Annotated in this window: 25 protein-coding genes and 1 tRNA gene; 4 read left to right on the top strand and 22 right to left on the bottom strand. The window is 73.3% G+C overall.

The window, feature by feature from the left end; all coding sequences use genetic code 11:
• Positions 1-6 precede the first annotated feature (6 nt).
• On the bottom strand, positions 7-1,572 hold the full coding sequence (locus tag ACFC0G_RS21495) for a peptidoglycan-binding protein (protein WP_376405524.1): 1,566 nt from the start codon (positions 1,570-1,572) through the stop codon (positions 7-9).
• Between the two features lie 183 nt (positions 1,573-1,755).
• Between ACFC0G_RS21495 and ACFC0G_RS21490 the strand changes: the two genes are divergently transcribed.
• Positions 1,756-1,829 (top strand) — tRNA-Lys (locus ACFC0G_RS21490).
• 70 nt (positions 1,830-1,899) lie between these two features.
• Here the strand turns inward: ACFC0G_RS21490 and ACFC0G_RS21485 are convergent.
• The 14 genes from ACFC0G_RS21485 to ACFC0G_RS21420 all read right to left on the bottom strand — a co-directional run bounded on the left by ACFC0G_RS21485 (position 1,900) and on the right by ACFC0G_RS21420 (position 16,343).
• A complete protein-coding gene (locus tag ACFC0G_RS21485) occupies positions 1,900-2,940 on the bottom strand; it encodes a glycoside hydrolase family 6 protein (protein ID WP_376405522.1) in 1,041 nt (346 codons plus the stop codon).
• Between the two features lie 229 nt (positions 2,941-3,169).
• Complete coding sequence (locus ACFC0G_RS21480) at positions 3,170-3,856, bottom strand: class F sortase (RefSeq protein WP_376405520.1); 687 nt, start codon at positions 3,854-3,856, stop codon at positions 3,170-3,172.
• A 2-nt stretch (positions 3,857-3,858) separates the two neighbouring features.
• A complete protein-coding gene (locus ACFC0G_RS21475) occupies positions 3,859-4,437 on the bottom strand; it encodes a hypothetical protein (protein WP_376405519.1) in 579 nt (192 codons plus the stop codon).
• A gap of 114 nt (positions 4,438-4,551) precedes the next feature.
• A complete protein-coding gene (locus ACFC0G_RS21470; protein WP_376405517.1) occupies positions 4,552-5,331 on the bottom strand; it encodes an HAD-IIA family hydrolase in 780 nt (259 codons plus the stop codon).
• 124 nt (positions 5,332-5,455) lie between these two features.
• Positions 5,456-7,000: an alkaline phosphatase family protein gene (locus ACFC0G_RS21465; protein WP_376405515.1), complete on the bottom strand. Its 1,545-nt coding sequence runs from the start codon at positions 6,998-7,000 to the stop codon at positions 5,456-5,458.
• A 153-nt stretch (positions 7,001-7,153) separates the two neighbouring features.
• Positions 7,154-8,212 (bottom strand): 2-aminoethylphosphonate ABC transporter substrate-binding protein, encoded by a 1,059-nt coding sequence (locus ACFC0G_RS21460; RefSeq protein ID WP_376405513.1) that lies wholly within the window; start codon positions 8,210-8,212, stop codon positions 7,154-7,156.
• Between the two features lie 106 nt (positions 8,213-8,318).
• The gene (locus tag ACFC0G_RS21455; protein ID WP_376405511.1) at positions 8,319-9,116 is read right to left on the bottom strand and encodes an ABC transporter permease; all 798 of its coding nucleotides are present in this window, start codon (positions 9,114-9,116) and stop codon (positions 8,319-8,321) included.
• Positions 9,103-10,005 carry a 2-aminoethylphosphonate ABC transporter permease subunit gene (locus tag ACFC0G_RS21450; protein ID WP_376405508.1) on the bottom strand — a complete coding sequence of 301 codons (903 nt, stop codon included), beginning with the start codon at positions 10,003-10,005 and terminating at the stop codon, positions 9,103-9,105. Before ACFC0G_RS21450 ends, ACFC0G_RS21455 begins: the two co-directional genes overlap by 14 nt.
• Complete coding sequence (locus tag ACFC0G_RS21445) at positions 9,998-11,068, bottom strand: ABC transporter ATP-binding protein (RefSeq protein ID WP_376405507.1); 1,071 nt, start codon at positions 11,066-11,068, stop codon at positions 9,998-10,000. The genes ACFC0G_RS21450 and ACFC0G_RS21445 overlap by 8 nt, the downstream gene beginning before the upstream one ends.
• Entirely contained in the window at positions 11,065-11,760 is a 696-nt protein-coding gene (locus ACFC0G_RS21440; RefSeq protein WP_376405505.1) for a phosphonatase-like hydrolase, read from the bottom strand. Before ACFC0G_RS21440 ends, ACFC0G_RS21445 begins: the two co-directional genes overlap by 4 nt.
• Positions 11,757-12,893 carry a TIGR03364 family FAD-dependent oxidoreductase gene (locus tag ACFC0G_RS21435; protein WP_376405503.1) on the bottom strand — a complete coding sequence of 379 codons (1,137 nt, stop codon included), beginning with the start codon at positions 12,891-12,893 and terminating at the stop codon, positions 11,757-11,759. Before ACFC0G_RS21435 ends, ACFC0G_RS21440 begins: the two co-directional genes overlap by 4 nt.
• A gap of 137 nt (positions 12,894-13,030) precedes the next feature.
• Positions 13,031-13,798: a GntR family transcriptional regulator gene (locus tag ACFC0G_RS21430; protein WP_376405501.1), complete on the bottom strand. Its 768-nt coding sequence runs from the start codon at positions 13,796-13,798 to the stop codon at positions 13,031-13,033.
• 50 nt (positions 13,799-13,848) lie between these two features.
• Positions 13,849-15,060 carry a hypothetical protein gene (locus tag ACFC0G_RS21425; protein ID WP_376405499.1) on the bottom strand — a complete coding sequence of 404 codons (1,212 nt, stop codon included), beginning with the start codon at positions 15,058-15,060 and terminating at the stop codon, positions 13,849-13,851.
• A 125-nt stretch (positions 15,061-15,185) separates the two neighbouring features.
• The gene (locus ACFC0G_RS21420) at positions 15,186-16,343 is read right to left on the bottom strand and encodes an ROK family protein (RefSeq protein ID WP_376405766.1); all 1,158 of its coding nucleotides are present in this window, start codon (positions 16,341-16,343) and stop codon (positions 15,186-15,188) included.
• A gap of 101 nt (positions 16,344-16,444) precedes the next feature.
• Between ACFC0G_RS21420 and ACFC0G_RS21415 the strand changes: the two genes are divergently transcribed.
• Entirely contained in the window at positions 16,445-17,560 is a 1,116-nt protein-coding gene (locus ACFC0G_RS21415; protein ID WP_376405497.1) for a Gfo/Idh/MocA family oxidoreductase, read from the top strand.
• Positions 17,557-18,042: a heme-degrading domain-containing protein gene (locus ACFC0G_RS21410; protein WP_376405495.1), complete on the top strand. Its 486-nt coding sequence runs from the start codon at positions 17,557-17,559 to the stop codon at positions 18,040-18,042. The genes ACFC0G_RS21415 and ACFC0G_RS21410 overlap by 4 nt, the downstream gene beginning before the upstream one ends.
• On the opposite strand, the gene ACFC0G_RS21405 is transcribed toward ACFC0G_RS21410, so the two are convergent.
• From ACFC0G_RS21405 to ACFC0G_RS21385, 5 genes are all read right to left on the bottom strand, one after another.
• Positions 18,014-19,546, bottom strand: a complete 1,533-nt coding sequence (locus ACFC0G_RS21405) for a choice-of-anchor A family protein (RefSeq protein WP_376405493.1) — start codon at positions 19,544-19,546, stop codon at positions 18,014-18,016. The two genes, ACFC0G_RS21410 and ACFC0G_RS21405, sit on opposite strands and share 29 nt — an antisense overlap.
• A 107-nt stretch (positions 19,547-19,653) precedes the next feature.
• Positions 19,654-20,511 (bottom strand): fumarylacetoacetate hydrolase family protein, encoded by an 858-nt coding sequence (locus tag ACFC0G_RS21400; protein WP_376405764.1) that lies wholly within the window; start codon positions 20,509-20,511, stop codon positions 19,654-19,656.
• A gap of 138 nt (positions 20,512-20,649) precedes the next feature.
• Positions 20,650-21,447, bottom strand: coding sequence for a YidC/Oxa1 family membrane protein insertase (locus tag ACFC0G_RS21395; protein WP_376405491.1), 798 nt, complete (start codon positions 21,445-21,447; stop codon positions 20,650-20,652).
• A 106-nt stretch (positions 21,448-21,553) separates the two neighbouring features.
• On the bottom strand, positions 21,554-21,847 hold the full coding sequence (locus ACFC0G_RS21390; protein WP_376405489.1) for a DUF6412 domain-containing protein: 294 nt from the start codon (positions 21,845-21,847) through the stop codon (positions 21,554-21,556).
• Positions 21,848-21,905: 58 nt separating this feature from the next.
• The gene (locus tag ACFC0G_RS21385; protein ID WP_376405487.1) at positions 21,906-22,508 is read right to left on the bottom strand and encodes a winged helix-turn-helix transcriptional regulator; all 603 of its coding nucleotides are present in this window, start codon (positions 22,506-22,508) and stop codon (positions 21,906-21,908) included.
• 89 nt (positions 22,509-22,597) lie between these two features.
• Here ACFC0G_RS21385 and ACFC0G_RS21380 point away from each other — a divergent pair, with 89 nt between their 5' ends.
• Complete coding sequence (locus tag ACFC0G_RS21380; RefSeq protein WP_376405485.1) at positions 22,598-23,980, top strand: MFS transporter; 1,383 nt, start codon at positions 22,598-22,600, stop codon at positions 23,978-23,980.
• Here the strand turns inward: ACFC0G_RS21380 and ACFC0G_RS21375 are convergent.
• Positions 23,934-25,412, bottom strand: a complete 1,479-nt coding sequence (locus ACFC0G_RS21375; protein ID WP_376405762.1) for a sodium:solute symporter — start codon at positions 25,410-25,412, stop codon at positions 23,934-23,936. The two genes, ACFC0G_RS21380 and ACFC0G_RS21375, sit on opposite strands and share 47 nt — an antisense overlap.
• 38 nt (positions 25,413-25,450) lie before the next feature.
• A complete protein-coding gene (locus ACFC0G_RS21370; protein WP_376405760.1) occupies positions 25,451-25,642 on the bottom strand; it encodes a hypothetical protein in 192 nt (63 codons plus the stop codon).
• Positions 25,643-25,644: the final 2 nt, after the last annotated feature.

Genomic DNA, 25,644 nt, shown 5'->3' with positions numbered 1-25,644 from the left:
TCGGGGTCATCGGAACAAGCGCCGCCAGGTCTCCGGGCCCGGGTAGCCGTCGGCCGCTCCGCCGCGCCAGCCCTGAGCCCGCTGGAACGCCTCGACGTTGCGGCGGTCCGCCTCCGTCCAGCGCGGACCGGGTCCCGACAGGTAGTGCTTGCCGAAGCCCCGCTTCACCAGTTGTTTGCCCAGCTTCTCCACATATGCGTTGGATTGGCCCGGACGGAAGGAGCCACGCCCGGGGAACTCCGTCCCATCCGTGCTCGACCCTCCCGAACCACCCGATCCGCCGATGCTCTTCCCCGCGCCGGTCACGAGCAGCCGCCACGTCTGCGGCCCCGGCAGACCGTCCGCTTCCTTGCCCTTCCAGCCCTGCGCCAGCTGGAACGCCTGGGTCGCCCGCCGGTCCGCATCGCCCCACTTCGGACCGGCGCCCTTGCTGTAGTACTTCTTGCCGCCGCGCTCGATGAGGAGCTTCCCGAGCTGCGTGACGTACGCGTTGTCGGCGCCCGGGCCGAACATCGCCGTCCCCGGGTACGGCGTGGCCGGCGTCGTCGGATTCGACCCGCCGCCGGTCGTGCCGCCCCCGCTGCCGCCGCTCACCACGCCCTTGTAGCGGTAGGCCACGTACCGGTCGGAGTTCTCCCAGTACGCCATCGGCGTCGCCTGCTTCCGCGTGCGCGGCTTGGTCTGCTCGTACGCGATGTACGAGGTGTGGGTGTAGTCGGTCCAGCCGCCGAAGATCGTGACGTGCGAGCCGCGCGTCGGGTTGGCCGGGTTGTGGAACAGCAGGATGTCGCCGGGCTGGAGCTCGGTGCGGTCGATCCGCTCGGCGAAGCGGTCGAGGCTGCCGGTCCACTCGTTGCTGCGCAGGTTCCAGGCCATGGAGATGTAGCCGGAGCAGTCCTGGCGGTACCCGTCCGACCAGTACTTCTCCATCGAGTACGGGACCTGCGCGGTCACCCACAGCTTGGCGCGGTTGATGATCTCGGCCCGGGTCGTCTGCCGCAGCGTGCCCGTCGAGATCTGACTGGTCGTCGGGGTCGTGCCCGTACCGGTGCCGGTGCCCGGCGTCGCGTTCGGGGAGGGCTGGGAGCCGGGGCCCGGCGCTCCGTGCAGCGGCTCCCGCCCGCCCTGCGGGGTCTCCGGCCCGGGCCAGGGGGTCACCGCGTCGGCGGCGTCCGCGGCGGCCGAGCGCTCCCGCAGGACCGCCGACTCCACCTCCACGCCCGCACCCGCGCTCGTGCTCGCCCCCAAGCCCGCACCGGCACCCGTATCCGCACCCGCGCCCGCGCCCGGGGCCGCAACCGCGCCCGGGTCCGCGTCCGCCGGGGTGAACGGGCCCGTCGGGCCGGCCGGCTCCGCCGGGCGGGCGAGGGCCGTCGCCACTCCCGCCCCTCCCCCGCCAAGGACCACTCCCGCCGCCGTCACCAGGACCAGCGCGCGGCGCGCGCCGTGCGCGGCCGGGTGGCCGCCTGCCCGTACGGGCAGGCCAAGCGCGAGGCCACGGCGCTGCTGGGCGCAGCCCGGGCAGCCGCAGTCGGCCGCGGGTTCGAACTCCTCGAAGACCGGCACGCTCATGCGATTCCCCTCCACACTCGTCAAGATCTTTTGACCCTCGTTTCGGGCGCCAGTGTCTCAACTGTCTGGACAAATCGCATTTTGACGGATCGACGGCCTGATACGACCATCCGACAGGCCGGGCGCGACCGGTATTGGTCAGGAGCACACCTCCAGGTCGGGTAGAGTTCTCTCTGTCAGCAGGCGCCGCTAGCTCAGTTGGTTAGAGCAGCTGACTCTTAATCAGCGGGTCCGGGGTTCGAGTCCCTGGCGGCGCACGCAGAGTCAAGACCCCCTCACCATCGGTGAGGGGGTCTTGGTCGTTCCCGTGGCGCTTTCCCGCCCGAACTACCGGGCGTTGCGGGTCAGTTCCAGGGCGTACTCGTCGAACCACTCCCCCGCCCTCGGTCCGCCCCGGCACTCCCCGTCCGACTCGCCCGGCCGCTTGATCCACAGATGCGCGGCGACCAGCGGGTCCCCGGTGCTGCGGGTCGGCGGCGCGCCGAGCGCGCGGCCCGGCGGGTTGCACCAGTTCTGGGCCGGGTCGCCCTCGGCGTAGGGGCCGTTTCCGTTCCTGCTGGTGTCGATCACGAAGGGCTTGCCGCCGACCAGGGCCGACAGCTGCCGGCCGTAGGCGGTGCTCGCCGCCGTCGTCTGGAAGTTCGAGACGTTGACCGCGAAGCCGTCGGCCTCGGCGATCCCGGCTTCTTGGAGCGGGCCGCTCAGCTGCGAAGGTCCGACCCAGCCCGCGTTGCCCGCGTCCAGGTAGACGGTGGTGGCCGGCTGCTGCTTGAGCCGTCGGACGGCCGCGCCGAGCAGCTCGTACCGCTCCGCGCGGTGCTGCTCCTCGGTGCAGCCGTCGACGACGTGCGTCACGGCGTCCGGTTCGAGGACGACGGTCGCGCGCCGCGCGCCGATGCCGCGGGCGACCCCGTCCACCCAGGCGCGGTAGGCGTCGGCGTCCGCCGCGCCGCCCGCCGAGTGCCGGCCGCAGTCGCGGTGCGGGATGTCGTAGAGGACGAGGAGCGCCTCGCGCCGGGCGCGGGTGGCGGCCTCGGTGAGCGCACGGGTCTCGGCCTCGGGCCGGTCGGTGCCGATCCACTCGGCCACGGGCCGGGACGCGATCTGCCGCAGGAGCCCGGCCTCGGCGGTACGGCTGGCTGCGAGGTGCGCGGCCATCTGCCGGGCGGCCTTGCCGTCGGGGTTCACCCAGTACGGGACGGGAGCGGACGGCGTGGGGGCGGGGGCGGCACCGGCGGCGGGCGGGTCGCTCCGCGCGGCGGGCGGGGTGGCCGGGCCCGGGCTCGTACAGCCGGCGGCGAGGAGGAACGCGAGCGCGAGGGCCGGGAGGGTGAGTCCCGCACGACGCACGCAAGGAGATACGGACATTCGGGGCCCCTCGGCACGTACGGAGCGGTCGCGGTCATCGTGACACGACAGCCCTCTGGACCGGGCGAGGCAGGGCCTCTACGGTTCCGGAACCCCGACCTCCCGCGGCCGGCACCGGGCTCCTCCCGCCGCCCGTGAGCCCCGCGGTCGAGGACCGGTCCGGCCGGTGGCGCCCGCGGGACGCGAGCCACCGGCCGGAACCCGGTCGCCGGGATCGGTCGCCGGGGGTTCAGGTGCCCGGCGCAGCTGTCCCCGTCCCCGTGCCCGTGAGGTACGCCGAGACGACCACGTTCGCCGAGTACGTGCCGGCCGTGCGGTCGAAGGTGCCGCCGCAGGTGATCAGGCGCAGTTCGGCGCGGCGGGGCTCGCGGGGGCCGTAGACCTTCGTCGCGTCGAAGTCGTCGCGCGGGAAGACCTGGATGTCGTCGACCGTGAATTCGGCGACCGTGCCGTCCGTCCGGGTGACCCGGATCTTCGCGCCGGGGCGGGCCGCGCTCAGGCCGTAGAAGACCGCCGGGCGGGTGTCCGTGTCGACGTGGCCGACGAGGAGGGCCGCCCCGGCCGCACCCGGCCGCGTGCCGGCGCCGAACCAGCCCACCGTGTGGGGCGTCTCGAAGGGCGGCGGGTCGATCGCGCCCGTACCATCCAGGCCGCGCGCCACGACGGGCGCGGCGATGCCGAGGGACGGGACCTCCACGCGCCGGGGCTCGGCGGCGGCGATCGGCGCGTGGGCCGGGGGCAGGTCCACGCCGAGCGGCCGGCCGACGGCGGCGATGTCGCCGTGGGTGGGCGCGGAGCTGCCCCCGGGGCCCTCGGTGGCCTCGCGGCCCCAGAGCCAGAGCCCGAGGAGCAGCAGCGCCCAGGTCACGCCGGTGACGAAGCGCCCGGTGCCCGCCGGGCGGGTTCCGGGCGACATCCTCAGTCCGTGCCCGTGCCGGTGCCCGCACCGGTGCCGGCGGTCCGGCGGCGGGAGCTGCGGAAGGCGACCGCCACCGCCGCGATCGCGGCCAGGCCGAGGCCGAGCAGGGTGTACGGGGTGCCGAGGCCGCTCTCGCTCGTGGTCTGGGCGACTCCGGGGGCGGCCGGGGCGGCGAAGGCGGCGGTGCCGCCGCCGCCCGCGCGGACCGGGGCGACCGGGGTCGCGTGGTGGGTCGGCTCATGGGTCGGCTCGTGGGTCGGCTGCTGGTGCCTGACCTGCACCGTGCCGACGTCCCGGTGGTCGTGGCCGTCGCAGGTCACGCTGACCTTGTACGTACCGTCCTCGAGTCCGGACTTGACCGTGGTGTCGCCGAACAGCGGATAGCCCCCGCCGTCCCGGCCGGTGAGCTCCACGTCGGCGACGAACGCCCGGGACTTCGCGGCACCGGTCGTGCCCTTGCAGCCCTGGACGCGGACGTCCACGTCGGCGCCGGGCGAGGCGGTGGACGGGGTGACGGTGACCTTCACCCCGTCATGGGCGTACGCGCTACCGGCCGTGGGTGCCAGTACGAAGAGCAAGGCCGCCCCTGCGGCACGGAGAGCAATGGGACCTGAACGCATCGTGACCTCCTGGTACTGGCAGGGTCACCCGGATCGGCGCTCTTCGCATCCGCAGCGGGGCCGGGCGGGGCCTCAGACGCGGTCGACGATGTCCGCGATCGAGTTCACGATCTTGGACGGGCGGAACGGGAAGCGGTCGATCTCCGCCTTCGACGTCAGCCCGGTCAGCACCAGGAAGGTCTGCATGCCCGCTTCGAGGCCGGCCAGGATGTCGGTGTCCATCCGGTCGCCGATCATCGCGCTGGACTCCGAGTGGGCGCCGATGGCGTTGAGGCCGGTGCGCATCATGAGCGGGTTCGGCTTGCCCGCGAAGTACGGCTCCTTGCCGGTGGCCTTCGTGATGAGCGCGGCGACGGAGCCGGTGGCCGGGAGGGGGCCCTCCAGGGAGGGGCCGGTCTCGTCGGGGTTGGTGCAGATGAAGCGGGCGCCGGCGTTGATGAGCCGGACGGCCTTGGTCATCGCCTCGAAGGAGTACGTCCGGGTCTCGCCGAGGACCACGTAGTCGGGGGCGTGGTCGGTGAGGACGTAGCCGATGTCGTGCAGCGCGGTGGTGAGGCCGGCCTCGCCGATGACGTACGCGGTGCCGCCGGGGCGCTGGTCGTCGAGGAACTTGGCGGTGGCGAGGGCCGAGGTCCAGATGTTCTCGACGGGGACTTCGAGGCCCATGCGCGCGAGGCGGGCGTGCAGGTCGCGGGCCGTGTACATCGAGTTGTTCGTGAGGACCAGGAAGGGCTTCCCGGTCTCCCGCAGCTTCTTGATGAACGCGTCGGCGCCGGGGATCGGAACGCCCTCGTGGATGAGGACGCCGTCCATGTCGGTCAGCCAGGATTCGATCGGCTTGCGCTCTGCCATGGGTGCGGGACTCCTGCCGTACAAATGCACGCACGGGACGTGCGGTGTGCTGGGGGCGCCGCGACAGCGCTGTGGCGACGCCCCCAGGGTAGTCAGGAAGCCGTGACCTTGACCCCGTCGGTGATCAGGAAGCCGTGACCTTGACCCCGTCGATCGTCCAGTACCAGTTGTTGGCGCCGGTGTAGCGGAAGCGGAAGCTCACGCTGGACGCCCCGGCGGGGACGTTCACGGTGAGCGACTGGGGCTGGGAGATCACGTCGGAGGTGTAGCTCTTGACGACGGTCGGGGTGCCGCCGTTGAAGCTCGCCAGGACCTGGGCCGTCTGGCTGCCCTCCTGGCGGTAGAAGGTCGTGAAGTCGAGGGTGGCCCTCGTCGCGCCCGAGACGCTGTACGCGGGGGTCACGAGGGTCGTGTCGTACGCGCCCGAGAAGGACTTGTCCGCCCACTCGTCGGAGTCGGCGACGGCGAAGACGCCGCGGGCGCGGACGTTCAGCTCGCGGGACTGGTCGCGCTGGGCGCGGGACCAGAACTCGTCGGTGGCGAAGGACCAGCCGCGCCACTCGGTCATGCCGCCGGTGCCCATGGCGTTGTTGATGACGGACCAGCCGCTGGGCGCGGTGTGGGTGAAGCCGAGGATCCCGGCGGGGATGCCCGTCTCGTCGACGCGGCCGGCGAGCGAGCCGTACAGGCCGTCGAAGGGGTCGGTCGAGCGCTGCTGGACCGGCTTGCCGTCGAGGCCCCAGGACGGGTCGGGGACGATGCCGAGCTGGTGGAAGACGGTGGCGGCGACGTCGACGAGCCGGGTGTCGATCGGGCGGGCGCCGGCGGCGATGCCGGGGCCCTGCGCGAGGACGAAGGTGCGGCGCTCCTCGATGGTGGAGCCGCCGTGGCCGCCGCCGTCGGTGTGGCCGTGGTCGGTGGCGACGATGACCGTCCAGCGCTCCGTGGCGTACGCCGGGCGGGCCTTGATCGCGGTGAGCAGCCGGCCGAGGTAGGCGTCCTGGACGTCGATGGCGTCGAGGTACTTGCTGTGCGCCGCGCCGTAGCTGTGGCCGATCTCGTCGGTCTCGCCGAAGTAGACGAAGAGGACGTCGGGGTTCTGGTTGCGGAGGATGTCCTCCGTCGCGTCGGTGATCACCAGGTCGTTGACCGCGTAGTCGTTGTTGTAGACGAGCTTGGCGTCGGCGCCGGGGGTGACGGTGCCGTGGGTGTCCAGCTCGGGCCAGTCGACGGCGGCGAAGAGGGAGAGCTCGGGGCGGATCTGGTGCAGGCGGGCGAGGAAGCCGGGGTACTGGCCGTAGTTCTTGCCGGTGAAGGTGTTGTCCTTCACGCCGTGCTTGTCGGGCCAGACGCCGGTGGAGATGGTGGACCAGCCGGGGCCGGAGGAGGTCGCGGCCATCGGGTTCGCGTAGAGCAGGGAGCGGCCGAACGTGCCGTTCGTCATCAGGGACTTGAGGTTCGGGGCCTTGGCGGCGTCGATCCTGTCGTACCGCAGGCCGTCCATGCCGACGACGAGCACCTTGTCCTTGCTGGTGCCGTTGGGGAGCGTGGGCGCGGCGGTGGTGGCCGCGTGGGCGGCGGGGGCGGTGAGCGCGCCGGTGGCGGCGACGGCCGCGGTGGCGCCGGCGGCGGCGAGCACGGTGCGGCGGGAGATGCCGGTGATCGGCATGTCGTAGTCCTCCGTCAGGGGTCGATAGGGGGCGAACGCGCGCCAACGCCCCTGATTTCTCAGGGGCGTTGGTTCGTACCCGTTATCTTTCCGCGATCTGCGGAGGCTTTCCAGGGTCGTGCGGTGAACTCTTGGCTGCCGGTCGGCTACCGGTCAGCTGCCGGTCGCGGACTTCCACGCGTCGACGTACGTCTTCAGGTTCTTGTCGATGTCCGCCCAGTCCGGCTCGAAGATCTCGACGCCGTCGAGGATCTTGGCGAGCTCGATGGCGTTGGCGTCGGTGGGCTTGACGTCCTTGCGGGCCGGGAAGCCGCCGCCGATGGCGCTGACCTCGCGCTGTGCCTGCTCGCTCAGCATGAAGTCGAGGAGCTTCTTGCCGTTCTCGCCGTGCGGGGCCTTGTCGACCAGGCCCGCGGCGTACGGCAGGGCGAAGGTGGTCGGCTTGCCCGCGCCCTTCGCCGGGAACCAGATGCCGAGGTTCGGCATGGACCGGGCCTGGGCGTAGTTCATCTGGACGTCGCCGTTGGCGACGAGCAGTTCGCCCTTGTCGACCTTCGGGGCGAGCTTGGAGGTGGAGGAGGACGGGCCGACGTTGTTGGCCTGGAGCTTCTTCAGGTACTCCATCGCCGGCTCCTGGCCGCCGAAGTCGTGCATGGCCTTGATGAGGACGGCGGTGCCGTCGCCCGCGACGCCGGGGGTCGAGTACTGGAGCTTGTTCTTGTACTTCGCGTCGAGCAGCTCCTCCCAGCTCTTGGGGGCGGCCGGCAGCTCCTTCTTGTTGTGGATGAAGCCGAAGTAGTTGTTGACGACCGAGGTCCACTTGCCGTCGCCGGACTTGTCGGCGCCGCTGACCTGGTCGGAGCCCTGGGGCTCGTACGCCTGGAGCAGGCCCTTCGAGTCGGCCTGCTGGATGAAGGGCGGCAGGGTCACGAGGACGTCGGCCTGGGTGTTGCTCTTCTCGCGGAGGGCGCGCTGCACCATCTCGCCGGAGCCGCCCTCGACGTACTCGACCTTGATGCCGGTCTGCTTCTCGAAGTCCTTGAAGACCTTGTCGTACCAGCCGTCGCCCGCCTCGCCCTTGAGGCCGTCGGCGCTGTAGACGGTGACGGTCTTCTCGTCGGAGGCGGCGGAGGAACCGCCGCAGGCGGTGAGGGTGGAGGCGAGGGCGAGAGCGCCGGTGACGGCGGCGATCGGCTTGGCGTACGTACGCATAACGTCGTTCTCTCCTGGTGACGGGCGTGACTGCGTGACGGGCGTGGCTGTGTGACGGGTGCGACTGTGTGGCAGGCGTGACTGTGTGACGGGTGCGACTGCGCGACTAGCGGAAGGAGGCCTTGGTGCGGATGCGGGAGACCGCGAGCAGGGCCAGCAGGGTCGCCGCCATGAGGACCACGGCGAGCGCCGAACCGGTGAAGAGCGAACCCCGGTCGGTGGACGTGAAGATGAGCACCGGAAGCGGCAGCCAGTCCGGCGGGTAGAGCATCATCGTGGCGCTCAGCTCGCCCATGGACAGGGCGAAGCAGAGCCCGGCCGCCGCGTTCAGGGACGGCAGCAGGAGCGGGAGCCGCACCCGGAGCAGGACGTACGAGGGGCGGGCGCCGAGGCTGGCCGCCGCCTGCTCGTACATCGGGTCGAGGCGGCGGATGGCGGCCGCGACCGACTGGTGGGCGAAGGCCGTGACGAGCACGGTGTGCGCGAGGATCACGATCCAGCGCGTGCCGTTGAGGAGCAGCGGCGGCTGCGAGAAGGCCACGAGGACGGCGAGTCCGACGACCACGGACGGCACGGCGACCGGCAGCATGAACAGGGCGTCGAGGACGCGGCGGCCCCGCTTGCCCATCGCTGCGGAGGCGAGCGCCGCCCAGGTGCCGAGGGTCAGGGCGATCAGGCTCGCGGTGACGGCGGTGACCAGGCTGGTGGTGAGCGCCTGGAGGGACTCCCCGCGCACGGCCGCCGTGTAGTGGGCGGTGGTGGGGCCGGAGGGGAAGGCGCCGGACCAGTGCGTGGAGAACGAGGCGGCGACGATGACGAGCAGGGGCAGGGCGAAGAGGGGGACGAAGAGGACCGCGAACAGCGCCCACGCCGTCCACTTGCCCGTACGGCTATGCACCAGCACGGCGGCTCACCCCCCGGTAGAGGACGTAGAGGCCCACGGAGAGCGCGACGTTGACGACGGCGACGACACAGGCGGCGGCGTAGTCGGATTCGAGGATCGCCTTGCTGTAGACGAGCATCGGGAGGGTCGTGACGCCCTTGGCGCCGGTGAAGAGGACGATCCCGAACTCGTTGAGGCACATGACGAGGACGAGGCTGCCGCCGGCGGCGAGCGCGGGCAGCGCCTCGGGCAGGATCACCTGCCGGATGATGCGGGCCGGCCGCGCCCCGAGGGAGGACGCCACCTCCAGCTGGGCGGTCTCCAGCTGCGAGAACGCGGCGAGGAGCGGGCGCATCACGAAGGGCGTGAAGTACGTGATCTCGGCGAGGAGTACGCCCCAGGGCGTGGTCAGGAACTGGAAGGGGCCGGTCGCGTCACCGGTGACGTCCGTCCAGACGCCGTTGGCCATGCCGACCGTGCCGTAGAGGAACAGCAGGGCGAGCGTGATCAGGAACGACGGGAAGGACAGGAACACGTCGATGAACTTCGCCACCGCCTTCCCGCCGGGGAAGGGCACGAAGGCGATCACGAGCGCGAGCGCGAGGCCGAGGACGAGACAGCCGACGGTGGAGGCGACGGCCAGCCACACGGTGGTGACGAGGGCGTCGCGGAAGGACGCGGAGGCGAAGACGTCGGCGTAGGCGCCGGGCGCCAGGGACTCCTGGACGACCAGCACGAGGGGGTAGAGGAAGACGAGCGCGAGGACGGCGACGGGCGGCAGCGCCCAGACCCAGGCGGGCAGCGAGCGGGGCGTCCTCGCGGACCGGCCGGGCTCCTGGTCCGTCGCCGGGTCCCGGCCGGTCTCCTCGTCCGTCGCCGCCGGGGCGGCGATCCGCACGGCGCTAGCCATCGGTCACCCCCGCGCCGAGCAGCACCGCGTCCTGCGGGGCGAAGTGGAGCGCGACCTCGGTGCCGAGCGCCGGGGTCTCCCGGAGCTCGCGCACGTCCGCCTTCACGCGGTGGCCGCCGACCTCGACGTACAGCCGGTGGGTGGAGCCGCGCCACTGGACCTCGGTGATGCGGCCCCGGAGCGCGTTCGGCCCGTCGCCGAGGCCGACCAGGTGCGGGCGGACGCAGAGGGTGGCGCTCGCACCGGAGGCCACCCCGTCGGTGGGCACCTTCAGTTCGGTGCCCGCGAAGGCCACCCCGTCCGCGCCGACCGTCACCGGCAGCAGGTTGGCGTTCCCGACGAACGACGCCGTGAACTCCGTACGCGGGCGGCGGTACAGGTCCTGCGGGGTGCCGCAGTCCTGGAGCCGGGCCCTGTCCATGACGGCGATCCGGTCGGCGAGGGTGAGCGCCTCGACCTGGTCGTGGGTGACGTACAGGATCGACACGTCGGGCAACTCGCGGTGCAGCCGGGCCAGTTCGGCCAGCATGCCGGAGCGGAGCTGCGCGTCGAGCGCGGACAGCGGCTCGTCGAGGAGGAGGACGCGCGGCCGGATCGCGAGGGCGCGGGCGATGGCGACGCGCTGCTGCTGCCCGCCGGACAGCTCGCGGGGGTAGCGGCGCGCGTACGCCGCCATGCCCGTCATCTCCAGGGCCTCGGCGACCCGGGCGGGGATCTCGGCCTTGGGCGCCTTCTGGGCCTTGAGGCCGAAGGCGACGTTGGCGTCGACGCGCAGGTGCGGGAAGAGGGCGTACTGCTGGACGACCATGCCGATGCCCCGCTTGTACGGCGGGAGGGCGGTGACGTCCTGGCCGCCGATGAACACCCGCCCGGAGGCCGGCCGGACGAATCCGGCGACGGCCCGCAGCGCGGTCGTCTTGCCGGATCCGGAGGGGCCGAGGAGGGCCATGACCTCGCCGGGTTCGACGGTCAGGTCGAGCGAGTCGAGGACGGTGGTGCCGCCGTACGCGACGGAGACGCCGTCGAAGCGGATACCGCTGTTCCTGCCCGTGCCGCCGTTCATGCCTCCAACTCCCGGAGGAGGGAGGGGAGTTCGGCGATCGAGGCGAGGACGTGGGTGGCGCCGTGCTCCGTGAGCGCGGGCTCGCCGTGGGCGCCGGTCAGCACGCCCGCCACGACGCCCGCGCCCGCGCGGGAGCCGCTGAGCATGTCGTACGAGGTGTCGCCGGCGACCGCGATCCGCCGGACGTCCTCGACCGCGCCCGTACGGAGGAGGGCCGCGAGGACCATGTCCGGGTAGGGACGGCCCCGGCCGCCGGCGTCGGCCGGGCAGAGGGTCAGCCCGACGAGGTCGCGCCAGCCGAGGGCGTCGAGGATGGCGTCCTGGGTGACCCGGGCGAAGCCGGTGGTGAGGACGACGGTCCTGCCCTGCTCCTTCAGCGTGGCGACGGCCTCGGCGGCGCCGGGGATCGGTGCGATCAGGCCGCCGGAGACCAGCTCTCCGTACGCCGCCTCGAAGGCGAGGTTGGCCTGCTGGGCGCGGTGCTCGTCGCCGCCGAAGAGGTGGCGGAAGACGGAGATCTTCGACTCGCCCATGGTGGCGCGGACGTAGTCGATCATCGTGGCGGGGTCCTCGCCGAGGCGCTCGGCGGCGGTGGCGAACGCCCGCTCGACGAGGCCGCCGTCGGCGACGGTCGTGCCGGCCATGTCGAGGACGACGAGGTCGTGCTGCTTCGGGTTGTTCACTGTGTTCACCAGCCCAGTTCGTTCGCGGTCGTCTCGGCGATGGCCGGCGAGCAGGTCATGCCGCGCCCGCCGGGCCCGGTCACCAGCCACACGCCGTCGCCGACCTGCTGGCGGTGCACGACCCTGCTGGTGTCGACGCACTGCGCGTACACGCCGGCCCAGCGGCGCCTGATCTTCGGCAGCGGGCGGCCGAGGAAGGACTCGACGACCCGGGTGAGGTGCTCGTAGGGGTCTTCGAGGGTGTCGAAGGCGAAGGGGTGCTCGTACTCGTGGGTGTCGCCGATGGTCAGTCCGCCGTCGAGCCGCTGCACCATGAGGAGCTGCATCTTGTGGGCGGCGGCGGTCGGGTCCTGCGGCTGCCCGGCGTCGAGGGCGTCGAGCGCCTCGGAGGCGTACGCCGGGTAGTAGCGGAACGAGTCGGCGTCGGCGACGGAGGTGGTGAGGGGCTCGCCGAGGGGCTCGGTCTGCATCATCTGGAGCCGGACCCGGCGGACGGGTATCTCGCCGGCCACCTCGCGGACGAGGCCGGAGAGCCAGGCGCCGGTGCACAGGACGACGGCGTCGCCGGTGTGCGTCTCGCCCCGGTCGTCGCGGACGGCAGCGGTCCCGCTCCCGTTGGCGGCGACGACGTCACGGACCTCGCGGTTCGGCAGGAAGGTGTACTTGCCGGTGGCCAGCAGGGCCTCCCGGAGGGCGAGTTGGGCGAGGCGCGGCTCGACCGCGGCGTCCCGCTCGCACCAGAGCGCGGCCTGGAACTCGCCCCGCAGGGCGGGGTTGACCGCGCGGGCCTCGTCCGCCGTCAGCAGCTTGTAGCCGCGGGCGGCGGCGTCGGGCCGCGCCAGGGCGGCCTCGGCGACGGCCAGTTCCAGGTCGTTGCGCACGGGCGTCAGGGAGCCGTTGGCCCGGAAGCCGAGGCCGGGGACGCGGGCCCCGATGCCCTCCCACAGTTCGCGGGCGCGCAGGGCGGTGTCGAGCTCCTCCCCGCCCGCGCGTCCGCTCACCCAGATCTGGCCGAAGTTGCGGAGGGACGCTCCGCGCGCCTCCGCCTCGCGCTCGATGTGTACGACCTCATGGCCGCGTTCCACTGCGTGCCAGGCGTGCATGGTTCCCACCACGCCGGCTCCTACGACGATCACCTTCATGGCCGAAACGGTCGTGGGGGCGGGTGGCCCGGACGGATCCGGTGGGCAACGGGACGGTGAACGGCCCGACAAGCTTGGACCAGACCCGTTACCCTTCTGTGATATTAGAGGGGGAGTGAGTGAACGGGCCGGTCGCGTCAGCCCTGGCGGCCCAGGTGCGCGGTGAAGCTGAAGCGGTCGCCGCGGTAGAGCGTGCGGACCCGCTCCAGGGGGCGCCCCGAGGTGTCCCGGGAGACGCGGTGGAGCAGCAGCATCGGCAGGGCGGGCGGGGTGCCGATGAGCAGGGCCTCGCGCGGGGTCGCGAGCACGGTCTCGATCCGCTCGTCGGCGTCGCCGAAGGTCACGCCGAGGTGGTCGTGGAGGTAGGAGTAGAAGGAGGAGTCCGGGTCGAAGTCGACGTCCAGGCGCGGGACGCGGGCCTCGGAGACGTACGTGCTCTCCAGGCCGACCCGCTCGTCGTCGGCGAGCAGCACGCGCTCCATGTGCCAGACGGGCTCGCCGCGTTCGGCGCCGATCTCCGGCGCGAGCGCCTCCGGGCAGGGGAAGCGGTCGAGGGAGATCAGACTGCGGCCCGGGCGGCGGCCCTGCCGGCGGACGCCCTCCGTGTAGCTGGCGAGCGAGAGGGGCTGTTCGAGCTTGGGGCCCGCGACGACCGTGCCCCGGCCCTGGCGGCGCACCCTGCCCTCCAGGAGGAGTTCGCGCAGCGCCTGGCGGACGGTCTCGCGGGACACCTCGTACCGGACGGCGAGGTCGCGCTCGGTGGGCAGCAGCCCACCCTCCCCCAACTCGTCGACGAGCAGGGCCAGTTTCGCCTTCACGGCGTAGTACTTCGGGACCCTGCCGTGCTCGGGAACGCCGGAACGGACGGGGGCGCCGGGGTCGGCGGGGGCGGTCTGGTAGTTCACCTGGGGATCGTCGCAGACGGGGATGAACGGGGAGGTGTACGGAGCGTGGCTCAGGGGTGCCGGGGGTGGCGGGAGTGGCGGGGGCGGTCGGAGTGGGGGGACGCGGTGCGGCGGGCGGTACGGCGGGCGGTGCGGACGAGGGCGGTGCCGAGCAGGACGAGCGCGGCGGCGAACGGGGCGAGGAGGAGGGCGTCCCGGTCGGACTCCCGTCCGGTGTGGGCGAGTTCGGGGGTCGTGCCGGTGGTGGTGCCGCTCTTCGGATCCTTCGGTTCCTTCGGTTCCTTCGGGTCCTTCGGGACCTTCGGAGGCTTGGCCGCGGGGCCCGTGGGGGCCGGGGGCGGGTCCGTCGCGCCCACGGTCGGCTCGGGCGTACCGGATGCGGTCGGGGCGACGGGGCCGACGGTCAGGCGGTAGTCGCCGGACGCGCCGATCCAGTCGCCGTCGGCGCCCCGGCGCTGGACGACCGCCGCGCTCACGACGACCTCGTCGGGGGCGGCGTCCTCGCGGAACGCAAGCCGTACGGGGACGGTGAGGCTCCGGCCCGCGGGGACCGCGAAGCCGCCGAAGCCGGTGAACGCGCCGACGTTCTCGGCCTCCTCGGTCTCCTCGAAGGCCACCGGCCGCCAGCGGGCCGACCCCTCGTCGTAGAACTCGAAGCGGATCTGGTCCGGCCGGAGGGCGCGGTCCCGGTCGGTGAGGACGAGGACGGGGTGGACGCCGGTGCAGGAGGCGTCGGTGACGTTCTCGAGGTCGAGCTTCCAGGCCTGGGGGGAGCCGCCGGCGGCATAGTCGGCCGGGCCGCCGTGGATCCGGGTCGCGAGCGGGAACCCGCCGTCCGGGGCCGTGCCGCAGGAGGGCGTGGGCGGGTCGGGGGCGGGGATGCGGGGGGCCGGGGCGTTGGGGGCGGGGGCCGCGGTGGCCGGCGCCCCCAACGGGGCACGGGCCGTCAGGGTCAGGGGTGGGACCACGGGGGACACGGCCGCCGGCGCCCGGCTCGCGAGGGCGAGGGACGCGAGCGCGGGGGACGCGAGCGCGGGGGACGCGAGCGCGGGGGACGCCGCGGCCGGGGCCGCGAGGGCTGGGGACGCCAGGGCCGGGGATGCCAGGGCCGCCAGGACGGGGGCCGCCAGGGCCGGGGACGCGAAGGCGAGGGTCGCGGTCGCGGTGACGGCCGAGGCGACCGCCGCTCTCGCCGTCGCGGCCAGGGTCACGGTCACGGTCTCGGCGAGGGCAGTGCGCTGGCGCAGGGGGGCGGGTGCCATGGGGTGGCTGCCTTTGCTGCTCGCGGGCGTACGGGTCGGCCGCGACGCTGCCACGCCCGTGCGGGCGGGCCGGACAGCGACACCGCTCGCGCCCCCGGACGGCCCGCACAATCCGCCTGATCAGCCTATTGTCCGAAGATCGGAGTAAGGATGAGCCACGCCGCCCCCACCGCCACCGCCTCCGGGTCCGCGGCCACGGCGACCGGCGTCGGGAGCCCGAGACCCGCGAGGACGTCCCGGGACCCGCCGGCGAACACCTCCGGCGCGCCGAGCACCACCCGCCCGCCCAGCAGGACCTGATCGATGTCGAGGAGCCGTACGAGGTTGGCCGCGCCCGCGCCGAGGATCCGCGCGGCCTCGGCGAGTTCGCCGCGCCCGACCGCCGCCAGGCAGAGGACCTCCAGGCAGCCGCGCCCGCCGCAGCCGCACGGGGGCCCGTCGAGCTGCACGGTCTGGTGCCCGAACTCGCCCGCCCCGGTCCTGTCCCCGCGCAGCGGCGCGCCGCCGAGGACGAGACCGGCGCCGAGCCCCGTACCGAGGTGGACGTAGGCGAAGGAGCCGGGTGCCCCGGGCCGCAGGGCGAGGCCGAGGGCTGCGGCGTTCGTGTCCTTGTCGAGCACGACGGGCAGCCCGAGGCGCCGGGCCAGCTCGTCCCGTACCGGATACCCGTCCCAGGAGGGGAAGCCGGTCACCCGGCCGGGCACCCCGGCACGATGGTCCAGGGGGCCCGGCATGGCGACGCCGACTCCGAGGACGGGACGGAGGGCGGGACCGAGGACGGGACCGAGAGCGCCATCGAGAGCGCCATCGAGAGCGGCATCGGGAACGGCGCCGGGAACGGCATCGGGAGCGCCATCGAGAGCGGCATCCGGAATGGGGTCCCCCTCCGCGAGCAGCGCCCGTACCTCGCCCGTCACCGCCTCCAGGACCGGCCCCGCCCCCTCCCCCAGGTCGACCGGGCGGCGACGCAGGGCCACGACCGCGCCCGCGAGGTCCGTCAGGAGGGTCGTCAGCTCGTCGCGGTCGAGATGGACGCCGACCGCGTACCCGGCGGAGGGCTCCAGGCGCAGGACCGTGCGGGGCTTGCCGCCCGTCGAGGCGCGGTGGCCCGCCTCGACGGCCAGGCCCTCGGCCCGGAGCCTGGCGGTGATCTTGCTGACGGCCTGGGGGGTGAGCCCGGTCCTCTCGGCCAGTTCCAGGCGGCTGATCCCCGTCTCCCCCGCCGTGCGCAGCAGGTCGAGCACGAGCGCGGCGTTGTGGCTGCGCAGCGCCGGTACGTTCACTCCGCCCACGCCCAGGCCCCTCGCATGCCTCTGCTCCCTCTTCACGCCCCCATTGTCGCGGTCGCTTGCACTTTGGCAACAGCGTTGCTTAAGTGAGACGCATGACTGGCACCGCCCCCCGTACCCCGCGCGACCCGCACGAACCGCGTGACCCGCTCCGCGTCGGACTCGTCGGCTACGGCCTCGCGGGCTCCGTCTTCCACGCCCCGCTGATCGCCGCCTCCGAGGACCTCGTCCTCGCCGCCGTCACCACCGGCAATCCGGAGCGGGCCGCCGAGGCCCGCGCCGCCCACCCGGGCGTACGGGTCGCGGCCTCCCCCGAGGAGCTGTGGGAGCGGGGCGCGGACGCGCTCGACCTCGTCGTCGTCGCCTCCCCCAACAAGACGCACGTCGCGGTCGCGACCGCCGCCCTGGAGTCCGGGATCCCGGTCGTCGTCGACAAGCCGCTCGCCGGGACCGCCGCCGAGGCGCGCGGCCTCGCCGCCCTCGCCGAGGAGCGCGGCCTGCTGCTCTCGGTCTTCCAGAACCGCCGCTGGGACAACGACTTCCTGACCCTCCGCCGCCTCCTCGACGAGGACGCGCTCGGCGAGGTCCAGCGCTTCGAGTCCCGCTTCGAGCGGTGGCGCCCGCGCCCCAAGGGCGGCTGGCGGGAGTCGGGCGCGCCCGAGGAGATCGGCGGGCTGCTGTACGACCTGGGCAGCCACGTCGTCGACCAGGCCCTCGTGCTCTTCGGCCCGGCGGTCTCGGTGTACGCCGAGTCGGACGTGCGCCGCCCGGGCGCCGCCGCCGACGACGACACCTTCCTCGCGGTCACGCACGCCGGCGGCGTCCGCTCCCATCTGTACGTGAGCGCCACCACCGCCCAGCTCGGCCCCCGTTTCCGGGTGCTCGGGCAGCGCGCGGGCTTCGTGAAGTACGGGCTCGACCCGCAGGAGGCCGCCCTGCGCGAGGGCCTGCGGCCGGTGCCCGGCACGGTCTGGGGCGTGGAGCCGGAGGAGCTGTGGGGCCGGCTCGGCTCCGGGGAGTCCCCGCTGACCGGCGGCGGCACCCCGGTCCCGTCGCTGCCCGGCGCCTACCCGGCGTACTACGCGGCCGTCGCAGCCGCCCTGCGCGGCACCGGCGAGAACCCGGTCACCGCGCACGAGGCCGCCGCCGCGCTCGACGTCCTGGAGGCGGCGAAGCGGTCGGCCCGCGAGGGGATCACGGTGACGCTGTGAGCGAGGTCAGCGAGGTCCACGAACTGGAGGCCCAGGAGGCCCGCCTGGTCCTTCCGCGCTTCACCCACGAGGACGCCTGGACGCTCGGCACCCTCCTCGTCGGACTGGCCCGGGAGCGGCGGGCGCCCGTCGCGATCGACATCCGGCGTGGGGCGCAGCAGCTGTTCCACTGCGCGCTGCCGGGGTCCAGCGCGGACAACGACGCCTGGATCGACCGGAAGCGGCGGGTCGTCGAGCGGTACGGCGCGAGTTCGTTCCTGGTCGGCGCCCGCTTCCGCGCCAAGGGGACGACCTTCGAGGCGTCCTCGCGCCTCGACCCCGACCGGTACGCCGCCCATGGCGGTGCGTTCCCGGTCGCGGTCGAGGGCGCGGGGGTGATCGGCTCGGTCACGGTCTCGGGCCTGCCGCAGGCCGAGGACCACGCGCTGGTCGTCGAGGCACTGGAGCGACTGCTCAGTTCGTACGCCGCCGGCGACGGCTGAGGGTCACGAGGATCCCGCCGCCGAGGGCGAGACCGACGGCGGTGGCACCCATGACGATCTTCCCGGTGCCGGCGCCGGTCTCGGGCAGTTCGCCGTTCGGGCCGTGGTTGCCGCCGGAGTCGCCGTAACCACCGGAGTCGCCGTAACCGCCGGTGTCACCTCCGCCCGTGCCACCGCCGTTCGTGTGGCCGCCCGTCGAGCCGCCGGTCGTGGGGTCGGTGGGCGTCGGGGTGGGATCGGTGGGGGTCGGCGTGGGGTCGGTCGGGGTCGGAGTGGGATCGGTCGGGGTCGGCGTCGGGTCGGTCGGCGTGGGTGTGGGGTCCGTCGGCGTCGGGGTGGGATCGGTCGGGGTCGGCGTCGGATCCGTCGGCGTGGGCGTGGGGTCCGTCGGCGTCGGGGTCGGATCCGTCGGCGTCGGGGTGGGCGTGGGGTCCGTGCAGGACGGGAGGTCGCCGTTGAACGGGTAGGCGTGCATCTCCTGGCCACCGCCGCCGTCGGGCTCCGAGGCGTGCGTCAGGTTCCCGGTGGTGAAGAAGCGGCCGTTCGTGCCCGGCATCGTGACCGTCGCCGTGCTGGCCTGGTTGCCGATGAGCACGCTGCCCGCGAACTGGGCCGTCCCCTCGAACTTGACCGTCGCGGCGTCCGGGAAGTTCCACAGGACGCGGTCGCGCAGGCCGTCCGGCAGCCCGGCGATGTAGGTGTCGACGGTGCGGTCGGCGCCGAGGACGTTGACGAGGACGGTCGCGTCGGCCGGGATGTTCGCGAAGCGGATGCCCTGCTGCCCGCCGCTCGCCGACTCCAGGTCGAAGTCGGCGTTGAAGACCTGGAGCGCCGAGGTGCCGTCACCCGTGAAGACGGTCTCGGTGTCGTTGTTGGAGGCCGTTCCGGTGGGGGTGCGGGAGGCGCCGTTCACGTAGGCGTAGCACTGGCTGGCGTCGGTGAGCTGCCCCCGGAGGGCGGTGTACGGGTCGGCGGCCTCGGTGTCGTGGACCGGGGTGGGGTTCACCGTCCCGGAGAGCAGGCCCCCGTACCGTACGACGCCCTTGACCTCGGCCTCCTCGGCGAGGAGGCGCTGCCCGGACGCCACCGTCAGGTCCTTGCCGACGGTGAGGAAATCGGTGCCGTCGTCGGGCGGGACGCGTGAGCCGGCGCCGACGATGCCGACGTTGTAGACGCCCGAGACGCCGGCGCGCTTGTTCTGGTCGAAGCCGCCGAGGACGACGACCTTGCCCTCGGCCTCGGCCGCGGCCTCGCGGACGAGGAAGTCGCCCCCGACGAAGATGTTGATGTTGTTGTCGCGATAGATGACGGCGCCGCTGTTGATGTCGGGGAAGCCGTTGGGCGGGCAGTTGCCCGGCAGGCAGGGGCCGAGGCCGCCCGGCAGGGGATCGGCGAAGCCGTTGACGGCCAGCGCGCCGACCAGGGCGGTGGCCCCGACCGTGGCCGCGGCGATGACGGCGAGGCGGCGCCGGGTGGGCCGCCGGTCGTGCGTGTCGTGTTCCATATGGGGCAATATGCAAAAACGATACGAAAATGGCGACGCCCCACGCGGGACGCCGCCAATTTCACGCCAGTGCGTTCAGGCCACGCTCAGGCGCTCCCGAGCCGCCCTCAGGCGCCTTTCAGCTCCTGCCGCTGCCGGCCGAGGCCCTCGACCTCCAGCTCGACGACGTCGCCGGGGCGCAGGTACGGCTTCGGCTCCGGCTGCCCCATGGCGACGCCCGCGGGCGTACCGGTGTTGATGATGTCGCCCGGGTAGAGCGTCATGAACCGGCTGACGTACCGGACGACCTCCGCGACCGGGAAGATCTGGTCGGAGGTGTGACCGTCCTGCTTGAGCTCGCCGTTCACCCAGAGGCGGAGGGAGAGGGCCTGCGGGTCGGGCACCTCGTCGGCGGTGACCAGCCAGGGGCCGAGCGGGTTGAAGGTCTCGCAGTTCTTGCCCTTGTCCCAGGTGCCGCCGCGCTCGATCTGCCACTCGCGCTCGGAGACGTCGTGGGCGACCGCGTAGCCGGCGACGTGCGCGAGGGCCTGCTCGTCGGTCTCCAGGTAGCGGGCGGTGCGGCCGATGACGATCGCGAGCTCCACCTCCCAGTCCGTCTTGACCGAGCCGCGCGGCACGAGCACGGTGTCGTCCGGGCCGACGACCGTGTCGGCGGCCTTGAGGAAGACGACCGGCTCGGCCGGGGCGGCCTGGCCGGTCTCGGCGGCGTGGCCGTGGTAGTTCAGCCCGATGCACACGACCTTGCCGATCCGGCCGACCGGCGGGCCGACGCGCAGCCCGGTCGCGTCGAGCGGGGGCAGCACACCGGCCCCGGCCGCACCGCGGATCCGGTCGAGCGCGGAAGCGTCGGCGAGCAACCCGCCGTCGATGTCGTCGACGAGCGCGGACAGGTCCCGGAGGACCCCGTCCTGGTCGAGCAGGGCGGGACGCTCGGCTCCCGGCGGGCCTACGCGCAGCAGCTTCATGGTCTTCTCCCGGTGGTCGAGGTGGGCCCGGGAAGGGCCCTGAGGGTGCCCCGGCCGATGGAGTGCGGCCATCGGAGGATTGGTCGATCCTCCAAGAGAACGGGTCACTCTGCAAGACCCCGTTCACGCACTGGACCCTTACGCGCGAGTAGCAACGGCGCCGGAGGCCTTCTTCCCGACCTCTTTCCCTGTCTCTTTCCCTGCCTCTTTCCCTGCCGCCTTCCCTGCCTCCTGCTCCCCCTGGTCCCCCTGGTCCCGGAAGAGGAACGCCCGCTCGACGGCGCTCCAGGTGGTGCTGGTGACGACGTAGAGGGCGGCGGCGAGGGGGACGACGGCGACCGTGATCAGGGTGGCGAAGGAGAGCAGCGGCATCACCTTGGCGATGGCCCCCGCGCCGGGCGTGGGCTGCCCCAGGTCGAGGGGCTGGGCGGCGAGCTGCCGCTTCGTGCGGCGGTAGGTGAAGACGGCGACGGCGGTGACGATCGCGAAGAGGACGAGGTAGACCTGCCCCGCCGGGCCGAACACGCCTCCGCGGGAGAGGGCGTCGGCCCAGTGGTCGCCGAGCGGGGCGGCGAAGAGGGTGTGCCCGGCCATCCGGTCGCCGGAGAACAGGTGGTACATCAGGAAGAACGCGGGTGCCTGGAGGAGGCTGGGCAGGATCCCGGCGAAGGGCGAGACCTTCTCCTTGGCGTGGAGCTCCAGCGTCGCCTTGCGGAGGCGGTCGGGGTTCTTGGCGTGCTTCTTGCGGAGGGCGGCGAGCTGCGGGGCGATCCGGGTGCGGGCCTTCTGGCCGCGCGCGGCCGCCCGGGAGAGCGGATGGACCGCGAGGCGTACGAGCATCGTGAAGAGCACGATCGCGGCGGCCGTGGCGGTGGTGGCGAAGAGCGGCTGGAGCAGGTCGGCGAGCCGCTCGACCAGGGAAGCGAAAACGGACAAGGGGAGCCCTCCGTGGGGTCTCGTCGTGCCGGGAGAGATTCGGGTCTCGGCATGACGGATCCGCGTGAGGACCTTCCGGTGTGCGTCGGGCTCCGGCGTGGGCTCCCTACGCGGCCGTCGGGAGGGGACGGCCGGGAGCTCGGGGTCTGCGGCGGCCTGCGGCGTCGGGATCGCGCTGGGGCAGGAAGGCGGTACGCCGCTCCCGGTCGCGTATCGCCGTACGGACGCGGGTGGCGGGGACGGCGGGGGCCGTGGGGGCGCCGATGAGGGCGCAGACGACGGTGGTCGCGGCGAGGACGACGGCGGCGAGGCCGGCGCCGTCGGAGAGGAAGAGGCCGGCGAGGGCGAGGAGGAAGAAGAGCGGCGCGAGCACGCGCAGGAGTACGTTCCTGACCGTCATCGGCCACCCCCTCTCGCACGTCTCTCGGCTTTCCTACCCAGATGACGCACGGGATCGATCAGGAGTTCCCGACGGCCTCGGGAACAACAGGAACGACGGTACCGATGGGAACGACAGGATCGACGGACTTGCCGAGCTCGCCGGGACCAACAGGGACGAGGAGCCGGCGAGGCCGCAGCAGGGCGCGGCCGACCGGATCGCCCGGGTCCGGGTCGAGCCCGGCGCCGGGCCGCATCTCGACGTCGGCGGGCGGCACGGGGAGGCGGCAGGCGGGGCATTCGCCGTACGGGCCGAGCTCGGTGCCGCAGTCGGCGTGGTGGAAGTGGCGCACCGGTACGGCTCCGGGGACCTCGGCCCGCCCCCAGGCGCCGAGCGAGCGCAGGACGGGCCAGAGGGCGAGGCCGCGCTCGGTGAGCACGTACTCGTCGCGCGGGGGCGACTCCTGGTAGCGCCGCCGGTCGAGGACGCCGGCCTCGACGAGGGCCTGGAGGCGGGCGGCGAGGACGGCGCGGGGGGCGCCGAGGTGGACGAGGAAGTCGTTGTAGCGGCGGACGCCGTAGAAGGCGTCGCGGACGACGAGGAGGGTCCAGCGCTCGCCGACGACCTCAAGGGCGCGGGCGATGGAGCACTGCTGGTGGGCGTAGTCCTTGCCGAGAGCCATGGAACCATCGTACCCATTGCAGGTTCATTGAACGAACCTAGCTGCTAGGTTAGGTTCGTTCATTGAACTGACGGGTGGAGGTCCCTGCCATGCCCCAGCTAGCCACCACCTCCGGAGCCCCTGCCCGCACGCGGCCGGCCCGCCCCTCCGCCACGCTCGCCGTCACCGGCGCCGCCACGGCCGTCGCGCTGATGAACTACACGGCCCCGATGCTCACCCTCCCCGACACGGCGGCCGCCTTCGGGACCCCGGACTCGGCCCGGGCCTGGCTCCTCAACGGCACCCCGCTCGGCCTCGCCGTCCTCCTCCTGGTGGCCGGCAGCCTGGCCGACGCGCACGGACGGCGCCGGGTCTTCCTCCTCGGCACCCTCGCCCTGGGCGTCACCACCGGCCTCGGCGCCTTCGCGGGCTCCACCCTCGCCTTCACCCTGGCCCGGATCGCCCAGGGCGCGGCGAGCGCGGCGGTCCTCGCGGGCAGCCTGGGCCTGCTGGCCGACGCGTACCCCTCGGGGCGCGACCGGATCAGGGCGACCGGCATCTGGGGGGCGTCGGTGAGCGGCGGCATCGCGCTCGGCCCGCTGCTCGCGGGCGCGCTGAGCCTGGTCGACTGGCGGCTCGCGTACGAAGCGCTGGGGCTCGCCGCCCTGGTGATCGCGGCGGCCGGCGCACGCACGCTCGCCCCCGACACGGCGAAGAAGGCGCGGCGGACCCGCCCCGACATCCCGGGCGCGGTCGCCCTCGGCCTGGCCCTGGCGGCGCTGCTCACCGCGCTCACGCTCGGCAGGGACGGCTGGCTGCGCGCACCGGTGGGCCTCCTCCTGCTGGCCTCCGTCGCGCTGGCGGCGGTCTTCGTGGCGGTCGAGCACCGGAGCCGTACGCCCATGATCGACCTGGCGCTCCTGCGCCGGCCCGCGTTCCTGGCGTCGACGCTCGGGGCGCTGTTCACGGGCCTGGCGGTGATCGGCCTGTTCAGCGTGGTGCCCGCACTGCTCCAGAGCGGGGCGGGGATGTCGCCGCTGGGAGCGGCCGGACTGTTCGTGCTCTGGTCGGGCACCGCGTTCGTGGTGGCCCTCCAGGCGCGCCGCCTCGCGGGCCGGCTGTCCGCCGCGTACCAGCTGTCCGTGGGCTTCACCCTGTCGGCGGCGGGGGTCCTCGCCCTGCTCGGCGGCCTGGAGGGCCCCTGGCCGCGCCTCCTCCCCGGCCTCCTCGTGGCGGGCGCGGGCAGCGGCCTCCTGAACGCGGCGCTGCCCCGGCTCGCCGTCGACTCCGTACCGCCGGAGCGGGCGGCGATGGGTTCGGGCGCCAACAACACCGCCCGCTACATCGGTTCCGCGGCGGGCGTGGCCCTGACGCTGGCGCTGACGACGGCGGGCCCGGACACGGCGCTCCTGGTCTCGGCGGGCCTGGCCCTGACCGGCGCCGCGCTCACCGCCGTACTGGGGAGGCGGCCGGAACGACGGCCGCGTCCGTGAACTCCTCCAGGGCGAGGACGTCCTCGTCGGGCCGCTCGTCGCCGGTCTCCGGCGGCCCGAGGAGGCTGACGGAGACGGCCACGGCGAGATTGGCGACGAGGGCGAGCAGCCCGGCGTTGACGCCCCACAGCGGATCGTTCCCGGAGAAGACGAGCGCGCAGACGATCGCAGCCCCGACCCCGAGCCCGCACACCCCACCCCTCAGCGTCATCCCCCGCCACACCAGCCCCAGCAACACCAACGGCAGGAGCTGCGCCATCCCTTCGTAGGAGATGAGGGAGAGACGGACGAGGGTGTTCGGCGCGGTGTACGTCATGACGAGGGCGAGCGCCCCCGCGACGACGACCACGAGCTGGGCGGCGCCCTTCTCCCGGCGCCGCAGACGGGGGGAGAGCGAGAGCACGCTCCGCCCCCACATGGTGCCGATGACGAGCATGAACACGGCCATCGGGACGATCGAGGAGAGCGCGGCCGCCACCCCGACGAGACCGACGGCCCAGGCGGGGAGCGAGTCGGTGACGAGCTCGAAGAGGGCGAGGTTCGACTCGGCGCCGACGAGACCCGGGACGACGAAGAGGGCGGCCATGCCGAGGAGCATGGGAACGAAGAGAAGGACGTTGTAGGCGGGCAGCCAGACGGCGTTGCGCCGGAGGGTGTCGGCGTCACGGGCACCGAGGTACCCGGCGACGGTGGTCGGGAAGATGACGACGGTGAGGGAGTTGAGGACGGTCGTGGAGGCGAACCAGCCGACGCCGTACCCGCTCTGCTCGCCGCCGTGCCCGGGAAGCGACAGCCACTCGCTCTTCTCGTCGACGAGCCGCCCGAAGAACTCCCCGATCCCGCCGAAGTAGTGCAGCGGCACGTACACGGCAAGAAATCCCAGCGTGAGGATCACGAGCGCGTCCTTGAGGACGGACACCCAGGCGCTGCCGCGGAGCCCGCTGACCACGACGAAGCCGGTGGTGACGGCGAAGGCCAGGAAGTACGCGAGATCCAGCCCGATCGTGCCGTACGAGATCGTCGACACGACCACGCCCATGCCGGTGATCTGGAGCTGGATGTACGGCAGGAGGAACACGGTCGCGAGGACGGCGACGGCCGCGCCGAGCCAGGGCCGGCGGTAGCGGTGGGCGGCGATGTCGCTGAGGGAGACGAGCCCGTGCTTGCGGGCGTACCCCCAGAGCATGGGCCCGACGACGTAACCGACGGCGTAGCCGCAGGACATGTAGGCGACGACGTACAGGACGGGGGCGCCGTAGTTGTAGCCCCAGCCGGCGGCCCCGAGATAACTGAAACTCGTATAGCCCTCCCCCGCCATCAACACCCAGATGAAGACGGGCCCGAGCGAACGCCCGCCGACCGACCACCCGTCGAGCCCACCGCCGGTGTCCCGCCTCACGGCGAGAAGCCCGAGGAGAACGGTGAGCACCATGAAGACGCCGAAGACGGTGACGGCGACGAGCGCAGGACTCACGACCGCCCCTCCCGCCGGTCCCCCTGCCGGTCCCCTCGCCGGGCGAGGGCGACGGCGAACGGCGTGAGGACGGTCGCCCCGAACAGCCACAGGACGAACAGCGGAACGGAGTTCACCAGCGGCAGCGCGGCGACGAACAACACGTACGGAACGAGGAGCCACAGCAACTGGGGCCTGCGTCTGATCAGCC

Source organism: Streptomyces sp. NPDC056169 (assembly GCF_042268445.1).
Taxonomy (GTDB): domain Bacteria; phylum Actinomycetota; class Actinomycetes; order Streptomycetales; family Streptomycetaceae; genus Streptomyces.
This window is presented reverse-complemented; position numbering and strand designations above follow the sequence as displayed.

Coding starts and splice junctions, on each gene's coding strand:
- ACFC0G_RS21375 (WP_376405762.1), bottom strand. CDS start 25,412: ATGGTGCTCACCGTTCTCCTCGGGCTTCTCGCCGTGAGGCGGGACACC.
- ACFC0G_RS21495 (WP_376405524.1), bottom strand. CDS start 1,572: ATGAGCGTGCCGGTCTTCGAGGAGTTCGAACCCGCGGCCGACTGCGGC.
- ACFC0G_RS21460 (WP_376405513.1), bottom strand. CDS start 8,212: ATGCGTACGTACGCCAAGCCGATCGCCGCCGTCACCGGCGCTCTCGCC.
- ACFC0G_RS21380 (WP_376405485.1), top strand. CDS start 22,598: ATGCCCCAGCTAGCCACCACCTCCGGAGCCCCTGCCCGCACGCGGCCG.
- ACFC0G_RS21385 (WP_376405487.1), bottom strand. CDS start 22,508: ATGGCTCTCGGCAAGGACTACGCCCACCAGCAGTGCTCCATCGCCCGC.
- ACFC0G_RS21485 (WP_376405522.1), bottom strand. CDS start 2,940: ATGTCCGTATCTCCTTGCGTGCGTCGTGCGGGACTCACCCTCCCGGCC.
- ACFC0G_RS21425 (WP_376405499.1), bottom strand. CDS start 15,060: ATGGCACCCGCCCCCCTGCGCCAGCGCACTGCCCTCGCCGAGACCGTG.
- ACFC0G_RS21450 (WP_376405508.1), bottom strand. CDS start 10,005: ATGGCTAGCGCCGTGCGGATCGCCGCCCCGGCGGCGACGGACGAGGAG.
- ACFC0G_RS21465 (WP_376405515.1), bottom strand. CDS start 7,000: ATGCCGATCACCGGCATCTCCCGCCGCACCGTGCTCGCCGCCGCCGGC.
- ACFC0G_RS21415 (WP_376405497.1), top strand. CDS start 16,445: ATGACTGGCACCGCCCCCCGTACCCCGCGCGACCCGCACGAACCGCGT.
- ACFC0G_RS21445 (WP_376405507.1), bottom strand. CDS start 11,068: ATGAACGGCGGCACGGGCAGGAACAGCGGTATCCGCTTCGACGGCGTC.
- ACFC0G_RS21480 (WP_376405520.1), bottom strand. CDS start 3,856: ATGTCGCCCGGAACCCGCCCGGCGGGCACCGGGCGCTTCGTCACCGGC.
- ACFC0G_RS21470 (WP_376405517.1), bottom strand. CDS start 5,331: ATGGCAGAGCGCAAGCCGATCGAATCCTGGCTGACCGACATGGACGGC.
- ACFC0G_RS21435 (WP_376405503.1), bottom strand. CDS start 12,893: ATGAAGGTGATCGTCGTAGGAGCCGGCGTGGTGGGAACCATGCACGCC.
- ACFC0G_RS21405 (WP_376405493.1), bottom strand. CDS start 19,546: ATGGAACACGACACGCACGACCGGCGGCCCACCCGGCGCCGCCTCGCC.
- ACFC0G_RS21390 (WP_376405489.1), bottom strand. CDS start 21,847: ATGACGGTCAGGAACGTACTCCTGCGCGTGCTCGCGCCGCTCTTCTTC.
- ACFC0G_RS21400 (WP_376405764.1), bottom strand. CDS start 20,511: ATGAAGCTGCTGCGCGTAGGCCCGCCGGGAGCCGAGCGTCCCGCCCTG.